Consider the following 10,343-nt stretch of genomic DNA (forward strand, 5'->3'; position numbering starts at 1 on the left):
GCCGTGCTCGGCGAACCCACCCGGCCCCGGGCGGCGCTGCACCCGGGCGCCACCGACACGCGACGCCGCTGGCCGCCGGAATGCTTCGCCGAGGTCGCCCGCGCGCTCACCGGCGACGGGTACGAGGTGCTGGTCACCGGCACCCCCGCCGAGCAGGAGACGGTGGACGCTGTGGTGGCGGCGGCCGGCGTGCCGGTGCGTCCGCAGGTCGGCACGCTCAGCCTCGGCGCGCTGGCCGCCGCGTACGCGGACTGCGCGCTCGTGGTCTCCAACGACACCGGCCCGCTGCACCTGGCCGCCGCCGTGGGCGCGCCGACGGTCGGGGTGTTCTGGGTCGGCAACCTGATCAACGGGGCGTCGCCGCTGCGCGGGCGGCACCGCCCGATCGCCGCCTGGACCACCCACTGCCCGGTCTGCGGCGTCGACTGCACACCCGGGATCTACCCGCACCGGCCCGGCGACGGGGAGTGCCCGCACCGGGTGTCGTTCGTGGCCGACGTGCCGGCGGCCGAGGTGATCGAGGCGGCCCGCGAGCTGCTCACACCTCCGCCGTCGACTCGCTGAGCACCACTTCCCACGCCTCCACGTCCCGCTCGGTGACTGTGGTCGGCGACTCCAGGTGGTAGGCCCCGCTGGGCAGCACGCCGGCGCCGCCGTGGCGCTCCAGCACGGCGAGCTGGGCGGCGACGTCCTCGCCCTGGTGCCGGTCGGGCAGCCGCTCCCAGAAGTCGAAGCCACCGGACTCGACCAGCTTCGTCCGGTCGTAGAGGACGCAGCCGCCGATCCAGGAGACCTTGTACGCCCGCCACTGCCCGGGCGGCAGGTTCAGCTTCTCGGTGACGTGCAGCAGGTTCGCGGCCGGGTGGATCGACGCCCGGTGCCACTCCGGCGTGCCCGGCAGGATGCGTTCCGGCACCGGCCGCCCGGCCCACTCCTCGTAGTGCTGGTGCGTCTCCGGGCGGACGTCGTCGGCGTAGGAGAGCCCGTGCACCGCGTTGCCGACGAACCCGCAGCCCAGCTCGTCCAGCGCGGTCATCAGCCGGGACAGCGTGCCCGGCTCCAGCCACACGTCGTCGTCGAGGCAGAGCACCGCGTCGGCCGCCGACTGGGCCAGCAGGTAGCACCGGTGTTCGGCCAGGCCGCGACGGGGCAGCCGCCGGGTCAGCAGCACCGGATGCCCCCGGTGCCGCAGCGCCCGGACCATGGTGGCGGCGGCCGGATGCGCGTACGCGGGCTCGCCGTCGGACTGGTCGCTGACCACCACCCCGAACCCCGGTACGCCCTCCTGCGCGGCCAGCCCGGACAGCGTGACAGCCAGTTCGGCGGGCCGATTGCGGGTGGGAATGAGCACGTCGAGGCGGCGGCGCTGCCGGAACTGCCCGGGCGTGCCCGGGTCGAGCGGTCGCGTCACGCCGGCCTGCCCTCACCCACGGGGCTGTCCTCGCTCCGCTCGGTGCGTTCGCTCATGAGCGACTGGGCGCGGATGCGGTCGATGATCGCCGAGGTGGAGCGGTCCGGCACGTACCCGAGCGTGCGCACCTGCCCGCCCAGCCGCCGCACCAGCGGCGCCTCCGGCACCATCTCCGGCGGGTAGTCGCCGCCCTTGACGTAGACGTCGGGGCGGACCGCCTCGATCAGCCGGGCCGGGGAGTCCTCCTCGAAGACCACCACGTGGTCGACGCAGGCCAGCGCCGCCAGCAGCGCGATCCGGTCCTCGACCGGGTTGACCGGCCGGTCCGCGCCCTTGAGCCGGCGGACGCTGCCGTCCGAGTTGACCGCCACGATCAGCAGGTCACCGAGCGCGCGGGCCTGAGTCAGGTAGCGGACGTGCCCCGGGTGCAGCACGTCGAAGCAGCCGTTTGTGAACACCACCGACCGCCCGGCCTGCCGGTGCTCGTCCACCAGCGCGGCCAGTTCGTCGGCGCCGACCAGCGCCGGGTGCCCGCCGTCGTCCGGGCCGGTGCCGAGCGCGGCGAGCAGGTCCTCGCGGCGGCACACGCAGGTGCCGGTGTCGGCGACCGTGATGGTGGCGGCGAGCTGCGCGAGCTGGGCGGCGGTGGGCAGGCCGGCGTCGGCGGCGAGCGCCAGCGTCATGGCCGCCAGGTACGCGTCCCCGGCGCCCACCGCGTGACTGGCCGGGACCGGGGTGCTGTGGCTGCGCCGGGGCTCGCCCTCGGCGCCGCCGACCACCGCGCCCTCGGTGTCCAGGGTCACCGCCACCACGTCCGCGCCGGTGTGCGCGCGCAGCTCGGGCAGGCGCGACTCGGCCAGCACGGCCCGGTCCACGCCGGTGCCGGCGGTCGCGCTCACCGTCACGCCGGTGCCGGTGACGCTCAGCCCGTCCCCGGTCAGCGCCACCCGCTCCTCGCCGGGCGTCGGCTCGCCGGTCGGGCCGGTCGAGCCGCCGGACGTCGCTGCGGCGGGCGCGCCCGAGGTCGGGTGCGGGCTGCCCGGCGCGCGGTCGCCGGACCCGCCGGGCGCCGCGCCGACCATCAGCTCGGACGGGCCGTCGGCCTCCGCCGGGTGGTCCAGGTGCAGGTCACCCCCATTGGGTACGGCGTTGCGCTCGCCGTGTGCGAAACCGGCGGCGGCGCGGGCCAGCAGCCGGGTGGCCTCGGCGAAGCTCGGCGTCACCACAGTCGGGTTCAGTCCACGCCAGTCGGCCAGGTCGTGCGCGTCCAGCGCCACGGTGCCGTAGCGGTCCCGGTTGGCGACCAGCCAGGCGCGTACCGCCGAGGGCAGGGCGCCCAGGCCGTAGTCGCAGACCACGAGCGTGAGCGGCTGTCCCGGGGCCACCGCGCGCAGCTCCTCGGTGGCGCAGTGCAGGGCGGTCAGCAGCCGTGCCACCCCGTCTTCGTCCAGCGCGTCCTCCGGGCCGCCGGAGTCCTCACGGAGCAGGATCTGGTTGCCGGCGAGCATCCGCCGCTTCACCGGCGTGGGCCGGCCGGGCTGGCTCACCGTACGGTCCCAGACCGCCGCGCGGTCCAGGCAGTCGTGCAGCTCGTCACCGGCCACGTCGGCACCGACCGGGGCGACGAGCGCCGCCCGTCCACCGAGCGCCGCCACGTTGACCGCCGTGTTGGCGGCGCCCCCGGCCGCGGAGATCCGCCGCCGCAGGGTGAGGACCGGCGCGGGCGCCTCACGGCAGAGCCGCTCCGACTCGGCGAACCGCCACTCGTCCAGCATGGCGTCCCCGACGACCAGCACGGGACGCTGCTGCCAGCTCGCCACCACGGTGGCCAGCCGGCGCTCTTCCGCTGCTGCTCCTGCCATGCCTTTGCGGATCCCCCCGCGCCGTCGGGCCAAACGCGACGCGGGCCACCCGGTGCGCCCGGTTTCGCCGCATCGGCCGGGGGAACGGTGCAGACATACCTCGGAGAGGAGAGAAGAGCATGGCAGCGACACTTCAGGGCAAGCGCATCGCCTTCCTGGCCGCCGACGGCGTCGAGGAGGTCGAGTACACCCAGCCCCGGGAGGCGGTGGAGAACGCCGGCGCGCAGGTCGAGCTGGTCTCCCTCGACTCCGGCTCGATCCAGGCCTTCAACCACCTGGACCACGGCAAGCAGTACCGGGTCGACGTCACCGTCAAGGAGGCGGACGCCGGCGCGTACGACGGTCTGGTCCTGCCCGGTGGCGTGGCGAACCCGGACTTCCTGCGCGCGGACCCGGACGCGGTCCGGTTCGTGAAGTCGTTCTTCGACGCCGGCAAGCCGGTCGGCGTGATCTGCCACGGCCCGTGGACGCTGGTCGAGGCGGACGTGGTGCGGGGCCGCACCATCACCTCCTGGCCGAGCCTGCGCACCGACCTCACAAACGCCGGCGCGAACTGGGTCGACAAGGAGGTCGTCACCGACAACGGGCTGGTCAGCAGCCGCAAGCCGGACGACCTGCCGGCGTTCTGCGCCAAGATCGTGGAGGAGTTCGCCGAGGGCCGGCACGCCGCCTGAGGAAAGTCACAGGCCCACCGGGGGCATGATCCGCCCCCGGTGGGATAGGAAGCGGGATGACCGCCCAGACCGCCCCGCCCGCGCTGCCCGCCCGCCAGATCCGCCTGCTGATGTTCGGTCTGATGACCGGGATGCTGCTGGCGGCGCTCGACCAGACCATCGTCGGCACCGCCCTGCCGACGATCGTGGGGGAGCTGGGCGGCATCAACCACTACTCGTGGGTGGTCACCGCGTACCTGCTGGCGTCGACCGCCTCGACGCCGCTGTACGGCAAGATGGCCGACCTGTACGGACGCCGGCCGGTCTTCCTGTTCTCGATCGGCATGTTCCTGCTCGGCTCGCTGCTGGCCGGGCTGTCGCAGGACATGACCCAGCTGATCGTCACGCGCGGCGTGCAGGGTCTCGGCGCGGGTGGGCTGATGACGCTGGCGTTCACCATCATCTCGGACGTGGTCTCGCCCCGGGAGCGCGGTCGCTACCAGGGGTTGTTCGGCGCGGTGTTCGGCGTCTCGTCGGTGGCCGGGCCGCTCGTCGGCGGTTACTTCGCGGAGACCAACTGGCGGTGGATCTTCTACATCAACGTGCCGCTGGCGATCCTCGCCATCGTGGTCTGCTGGCACGTGATGCGGCTGGTGCCGTTCGAGCGGCGGGAGCACACGGTCGACTGGATCGGCGCGGCGCTGCTGGTGGCCGGCGTGAGCTGCCTGCTGCTGGCGCTGAGCTGGGGCGGCGCCGAGTACGCCTGGGGCTCCGGCGTGATCGTCGGCCTGTTCGCCGCGGGCGCGGTGCTGGGCGTGCTGTTCGTCGTCCAGGAGGCGCGGACCAAGGAGCCGATCCTGCCGCTGCGGCTGTTCCGCAGCGCCACGTTCGCGCTGGCGAACGCGGCGGGTTTCGTCCTCGGTCTGGTGATGTTCGGGTCGATCATCTTCATCCCGCTCTACCTCCAGATCGTCAAGGGCGCCTCGCCGACGCGCAGCGGTCTGCTGATGCTGCCGATGATGGCTGGCGTCATCATCACCTCGATCGTCACCGGCCGGGCGATGAGCCGGATCGGCAGGTACAAGTGGTTCCCGGTGGCGGGCGCGGCCGTGCTCGTGGTCGGCATGCTGCTGTTCCAGCAGCTGCGGGTGGCCACCTCGCTCTGGGCCGCGTTCGGCTACATGGTGGTGATCGGGATCGGGCTGGGCCTGTGCATGCAGTCGCTGATCCTCGCCGTGCAGAACGCGGTGAGCGTGCGCGACCTGGGCGCGGGCACGTCCTCGGCCACGTTCTTCCGGTCGCTCGGCGGCTCGTTCGGCGTGGCCATCCTGGGCGCGGTGCTGTCGTCCCGGCTCACCACCGAGCTGGCCGGCCGGTTGCCGGGCGCGCTCGCGCAGCTCCCGCCGGAGCAGCGGGCCGCGGTGTCTGCAGGCGGGAACTTCTCGATCAACGACCCGGCGGCCATCCTGGCCCTGCCCGCCCCGGTACGCGCCGCCGTCCAGGCCTCGTTCGTCGAGTCGCTGCACCTGGTCTTCCTGACCACCGGGCTGATCGCGATCGTCGCGGTGCTGGTCACGCTGGCCATGCCGAACCACCAGTTGCGCGGCACCGGTCCGCAGGGCGCCACCGGCGGCGCCGACCCGATCGGCGGCAAGGCCCCGGCGCCCGGCGGCAAGCCGCTGACCAAGGAGTCGAAGGAGGAGGCCGCCGCCGACATGGAGGCGAAGTCGCAGACGATGCTGTGACCGGCGGCTACTTGAGGATCAGCCGGTTGGTCTGCTCGAACACGTCCAGGTCGGCGAGTGTCTCGTGGACGCTCGACGAGAGCGGGTGCGGGAAGTCCGCCGGACGGAAGAAGGCGGCGTCGGTGGTCTCGTCGGTGAACCGGTCCAGCTCGCCGTCCCACTCGTCGACGCGGAACGCGGTGGTGAAGACCTGGTACGTGTGCCCGTACATGTTGGTGTGGGTGCGGTCCGGGCCGGTGTAGAGCGCGAACGCGCTGACCCGCAGCGCCCGCAGGCCGGTCTCCTCCCGCACCTCGCGAACCGCGCAGTCGGCGATCGACTCGCCCAGTTCCATGGCGCCGGCCGGCAGCGCCCACTGGCCGTTGTCGGAGCGCTGGATCAGCAGCACCCGGGCGGCGTTGTCGCGCACCACGGCGCGGGCGCCGACGAACATCAGGGTGCGGTCACCGGCCAGGGCGCGGAGCTGCCCCACGTACGAGTCGGCCCACGAGATGCTCACCCGGACAATCTACGCATCATCCGTGATCACCTCGGTGGTTCCGGGGGGTTCCGTAGATGTGACCGCCGCCACTACGTTGTTACCCATGCGTAGCACGATGATGGACGCCCCCCTCCAGGTCGCCCGGATCCTCGAACACGGCTCCAGCGTGCACGGCGCAGCGGAGGTGGTCACCTGGACCGGCGCCGAACCGCGCCGGATGACGTACGCGGAGGTCGGCCGCGCCGCCGCCCGGCTGGCCCAGGCGCTGCGCGACGAGTGCGGCGTGACCGGCGACGAGCGGGTCGCGACGTTCATGTGGAACAACAACGAGCACCTGGTGGCGTACTTCGCCGTGCCGAGCATGGGCGCGGTGCTGCACACGCTCAACATCCGGCTCTTCCCCGACCAGGTCGCCTACATCGCCAACCACGCCGAGGACCGCGTGGTGCTCGTCGACACCACGCTCATCCCGCTGCTCGCCCGGGTGATCGGCGAGATGACCACCGTGGCGCACGTGGTGGTGGTCGGCGGCGGCGACCCGGCCCCGCTGCTGGCCGCCGCCGGTGACCGGATCACCGTGCACCACTGGGACGCGCTGCTGGCCGACCGCCCCGACCACTTCGACTGGCCGGAGGTGGACGAGCGGGACGCGGCCGCGCTCTGCTACACCTCGGGCACCACCGGCCACCCCAAGGGCGTCGCCTACTCGCACCGCTCGATCTACCTGCACTCGCTCCAGGTCTGCATGCCGGAGGGCTTCGGGCTCGGGCCGAACGACCGCGAGCTGGCCATCGTGCCGATGTTCCACGCCATGTCCTGGGGCCTGCCGTACGCGGCCTTCCTCTCCGGCGCCTCGCTGATCATGCCGGACCGGTTCCTCCAGGCCGAGCCGATCGCCGCGATGATCGCCGCCGAGCGCCCCACGCTGGCCGGGGCGGTGCCGACCATCTGGACCGACCTGCTGGCCTACCTGGACGCGCACGAGGTGGACCTCTCCTCACTGAAGGAGGTCATCGTGGGCGGGTCGGCGTGCCCGCCGGCGCTGATGCACGCCTTCCACGACCGCTACGGCATCGACGTCATCCACGCCTGGGGCATGACCGAGATGTCGCCGCTGGGCTCGGTGTCCCGGGCGCCGGCCGGCGCGACCGGCGACGACGCCTGGCGCTACCGCTACACGCAGGGCCGCGTACCGGCGGGCGTGACCGCGCGGATCGTCGGCCCGGCCGGTGAGCCGCTGCCCGCGGACGGGACGTCGGTGGGCGAGCTGGAGGTGCGCGGGCCGTGGGTGACCGCCCGGTACATCGGCGACGACGTGCCGGAGGAGGAGAAGTTCCGGGACGGCTGGCTGCGGACCGGTGACGTCGGCACGCTCTCGCCGGACGGCTACATCACGCTCACCGACCGCGCCAAGGACGTGATCAAGTCGGGCGGGGAGTGGATCTCCTCGGTCGAGCTGGAGAACGCCCTGATGGCGCACCCGGCGGTGCTGGAGGCGTGCGTGGTGGGCGTACCGGACGAGCGCTGGGACGAGCGCCCGCTGGCCACCGTCGTGGTTCGCGAGGGCGCCTCGGTGACCGCCGAGGAGCTGCGGGACTTCCTGGCCGGCTCGGTGGCCCGCTGGCAGTTGCCGGAACGCTGGGCGTTCATCGACGCCGTGCCCAAGACCAGCGTCGGCAAGTTCGACAAGAAGGTGGTGCGCTCGCGGTACGCCGACGGCGGGCTCGACGTACGGGAACTGACCGCGTCGTAACGTTTCGGGGCGTACCGTCGCCTACACGGGCAGGAACACGTTTCCAACGGGCATTCCTCCCAGAGGGCGGCCCCGGCGTTCGCACCGCGCCGGGGCCGCCCGTCCGTTACGGGCTGACCCGCACCGTCATTGTTGCGAAACTTGTTCGCGTCTGTCCGGCTGTCGGGGAAATCCGGTCACCTACTCGTCCGCGGTGGTGACCAGCACCTTGCCCACCACGCTGTCCTGCACCGCCTGCTGCGCGGCAGCGGCGTCCGCCAGCGGATACCGGTGCAGCGGCAGCCCGGCGTCCTCACCGACCCGGATCGCGCCCTGCGCCACCGCCGCCGCGATGTCGGTGACCGCCTGCGCCTTGGCGACCTTCGGCGCGGTGTAGATCAGCACGAACTGCCAGCGCGCGTTCGGAACCATCAGCGGCCGGATCGGCAACGTGATCTCGTCGCCGCCGTCGTCTGCGTACACGCAGACCGCCCCGCCGGTACGCAGCATCCGCACGTCGGCGGCGGCGTTGCGGGCGGCGGAGACCTCGACGATCGTGTGCACCCCGTCGGGCGCGACCTTGCGGACCTCCTCGACCACGTCCTGCTCGCGATAGTTGATCACGAAGTCGGCGCCGGCCGCCGCCGCGAGCTGCGCCTTCTCCGGGCTGCTCACAGTCGCGATGACACAGGCGTCGGCCCAGCTCGCGAGCTGGATCGCCGCGTTGCCCACCGCGCCCGCGCCGCCCTGCACCAGCACCACATGGTCGCTCAGCGCGCCCGCGTGCAGCTTGTCCGGCATGTACTCACCCGCGGTCAGGCAGCGGTGCGCCGTCATGAACGGGATGCCGAGCGCCGCCCCCAGATCGAACGACGCCGGACCGAGCGGCACCGCGTGCCGGACCGGAACCAGCGTGTACTCCGCGGCGGTGCCCCACGGCCGCTGCCACGCCGCCTCCCACACCCAGACCCGCTCGCCGATCAGCGTCCGGTCCACGCCCTCACCGACCGCCTCGACCACCCCGGCGCCGTCCTGGTGCGGAATCTGCCAGCCGCTCGGCAGCGGCCACGCCTGGCGGGCCTTCCAGTCGGTCGGGTTCACCCCCGACACGGCCATCCGCACCAGCACCTCGCCCGGCCCGGGTTCCGGCACGGGCCGCTCGACCACCTGGAGCACCGAGGCGTTCCCGCTGCGCTCGTACACGATCGCCTTCATCGCCGTCCCTCCGCCGTCCTTCCGGGTGCGCTACCCGGCAGCCGCCCGAACATGCGGCCCAGGGCGCACCCGGCCACCGTACGACGGCTCGTCAGGCGGCCGGCTTGAGCACGACCTTCGAGTAGCCCGGCTCGCGGCGGTCGAAGCGCTGGTACGCCTCCGGCGCCGCGTCCAGCGGCAACTCCTTGCTCACCACGAAGCTCGGGGTCGCCCGCCCCGCCATGATCAGGTTTCGCAGGTACGCATTGTAGGTCTTCACGTTCGCCTGCCCGGTGCCGATCCGCAGGCCCTTCTCGAACAGCTTGCCCACCTTGAACAGCAGCTCACCCCGGGCGGAGTGCTCGTCCGGGGCGCCCGGGTCCGCCGCGAGGTAGAGCCCGACCACGCCGATCGCCCCGGTCGCGCGCACCACCTCCACGAGCGTGTTCAGCACCAGCGCCGGCTGCTCCTCGCCGCTGGGCGCGGACGCCTGGTATCCCACCGCGTCCACGCCGTGATCGGTCCCCACCCCGTCGGTCCGGTCCCGGATCTGCTCGACCGGGTCGCCCGCGCTGAAGTCGATCGGGGTGGCGCCGATCGACTCGGCCAGCCGCAGCCGGTCCGGCACCCGGTCCACCACGAACACCTCGGACGCCCCGATCAGCACCGCCGAGTACGCCGCCATCAGCCCGACCGGCCCGCCGCCCATCACGGTCAGGTTCTCGCCCGGCCGCAGCCCGGTCATCGCCACCCCGTGGTAGCCGGTCGGGAAGATGTCGGCGAGCATCGCGTAGTCGTTCTCGTGTTCGGTGCCCGGCGGCAGCTTCAGGCAGTTGAAGTCGGCGAACGGCACCCGCAGGTACTCCGCCTGCCCACCCCGGTACGGCCCCATCGACACATAGCCGTACGCGCCGCCGGCGAAGCCCGGGTTCACCGTCAGGCAGAACCCGGTGCGCTGCTCCCGGCAGTTGCGGCAGAACCCGCACGCCACATTGAACGGCATCGAGACCCGGTCACCCACGCGCAGGCTCGTCACGCCCGGCCCGGTCTCGACGATCACGCCCATGTTCTCGTGGCCGAACACGATGCCCGGTTCGGCGGCCGTCCGTCCCTCGTACATGTGCAGGTCCGAACCGCAGATCGCGGTCGTCGTGACCTGGACGACCACGTCGTTCGGATCCTCGATCCGCGGGTCGTCGACCTCGTTGACGGCCACCTCGTGCGGCCCCTCGTACACCACAGCCCTCATGTCACCGACCGTAGGC

9 protein-coding genes are annotated in these 10,343 nt (G+C 72.9%); 4 read left to right on the forward strand and 5 right to left on the reverse strand.

Annotated features, from left to right (window positions below; translation table 11 throughout):
- Window positions 1-564: glycosyltransferase family 9 protein (locus KBX39_RS11890; RefSeq protein ID WP_210870471.1), on the forward strand; the 564-nt coding region annotated here is incomplete at its 5' end.
- On the opposite strand, the gene KBX39_RS11895 is transcribed toward KBX39_RS11890, so the two are convergent.
- Window positions 539-1,411 (reverse strand): glycosyltransferase family 2 protein, encoded by an 873-nt coding sequence (locus tag KBX39_RS11895; RefSeq protein ID WP_064448865.1) that lies wholly within the window; start codon window positions 1,409-1,411, stop codon window positions 539-541. The two genes, KBX39_RS11890 and KBX39_RS11895, sit on opposite strands and share 26 nt — an antisense overlap.
- The gene (gene rfaE2, locus KBX39_RS11900) at window positions 1,408-3,273 is read right to left on the reverse strand and encodes a D-glycero-beta-D-manno-heptose 1-phosphate adenylyltransferase (protein WP_247660107.1); all 1,866 of its coding nucleotides are present in this window, start codon (window positions 3,271-3,273) and stop codon (window positions 1,408-1,410) included. Before rfaE2 ends, KBX39_RS11895 begins: the two co-directional genes overlap by 4 nt.
- 119 nt (window positions 3,274-3,392) lie before the next feature.
- Here rfaE2 and KBX39_RS11905 point away from each other — a divergent pair, with 119 nt between their 5' ends.
- Complete coding sequence (locus KBX39_RS11905) at window positions 3,393-3,947, forward strand: type 1 glutamine amidotransferase domain-containing protein (protein ID WP_043327208.1); 555 nt, start codon at window positions 3,393-3,395, stop codon at window positions 3,945-3,947.
- 56 nt (window positions 3,948-4,003) lie between these two features.
- Entirely contained in the window at window positions 4,004-5,671 is a 1,668-nt protein-coding gene (locus KBX39_RS11910; protein ID WP_064448866.1) for an MDR family MFS transporter, read from the forward strand.
- Window positions 5,672-5,678: 7 nt separating this feature from the next.
- Here KBX39_RS11910 and KBX39_RS11915 read toward each other — a convergent pair whose 3' ends face one another.
- Window positions 5,679-6,170, reverse strand: a complete 492-nt coding sequence (locus KBX39_RS11915) for an NUDIX domain-containing protein (RefSeq protein ID WP_030503787.1) — start codon at window positions 6,168-6,170, stop codon at window positions 5,679-5,681.
- A 100-nt stretch (window positions 6,171-6,270) separates the two neighbouring features.
- On the opposite strand from KBX39_RS11915, the gene KBX39_RS11920 reads away from it, so the two are divergent.
- Window positions 6,271-7,905: a fatty acid--CoA ligase gene (locus KBX39_RS11920; RefSeq protein WP_210870473.1), complete on the forward strand. Its 1,635-nt coding sequence runs from the start codon at window positions 6,271-6,273 to the stop codon at window positions 7,903-7,905.
- 180 nt (window positions 7,906-8,085) lie between these two features.
- Here KBX39_RS11920 and KBX39_RS11925 read toward each other — a convergent pair whose 3' ends face one another.
- Entirely contained in the window at window positions 8,086-9,099 is a 1,014-nt protein-coding gene (locus KBX39_RS11925; protein ID WP_113972170.1) for an NADPH:quinone reductase, read from the reverse strand.
- A 91-nt stretch (window positions 9,100-9,190) separates the two neighbouring features.
- A complete protein-coding gene (locus KBX39_RS11930; RefSeq protein ID WP_064448869.1) occupies window positions 9,191-10,327 on the reverse strand; it encodes a glutathione-independent formaldehyde dehydrogenase in 1,137 nt (378 codons plus the stop codon).
- Window positions 10,328-10,343: the final 16 nt, after the last annotated feature.

This window comes from Micromonospora sp. D75, from assembly GCF_018070405.1.
GTDB classification, from domain to species: Bacteria; Actinomycetota; Actinomycetes; order Mycobacteriales; family Micromonosporaceae; genus Micromonospora; species Micromonospora chalcea.

Excerpts from the sequence above, each read along its gene's own strand:
- rfaE2 (WP_247660107.1), bottom strand. The coding sequence starts at position 3,273 with ATGGCAGGAGCAGCAGCGGAAGAGCGCCGGCTGGCCACCGTGGTGGCG.
- KBX39_RS11905 (WP_043327208.1), top strand. The coding sequence starts at position 3,393 with ATGGCAGCGACACTTCAGGGCAAGCGCATCGCCTTCCTGGCCGCCGAC.
- KBX39_RS11910 (WP_064448866.1), top strand. The coding sequence starts at position 4,004 with ATGACCGCCCAGACCGCCCCGCCCGCGCTGCCCGCCCGCCAGATCCGC.
- KBX39_RS11920 (WP_210870473.1), top strand. The coding sequence starts at position 6,271 with ATGGACGCCCCCCTCCAGGTCGCCCGGATCCTCGAACACGGCTCCAGC.
- KBX39_RS11925 (WP_113972170.1), bottom strand. The coding sequence starts at position 9,099 with ATGAAGGCGATCGTGTACGAGCGCAGCGGGAACGCCTCGGTGCTCCAG.
- KBX39_RS11930 (WP_064448869.1), bottom strand. The coding sequence starts at position 10,327 with ATGAGGGCTGTGGTGTACGAGGGGCCGCACGAGGTGGCCGTCAACGAG.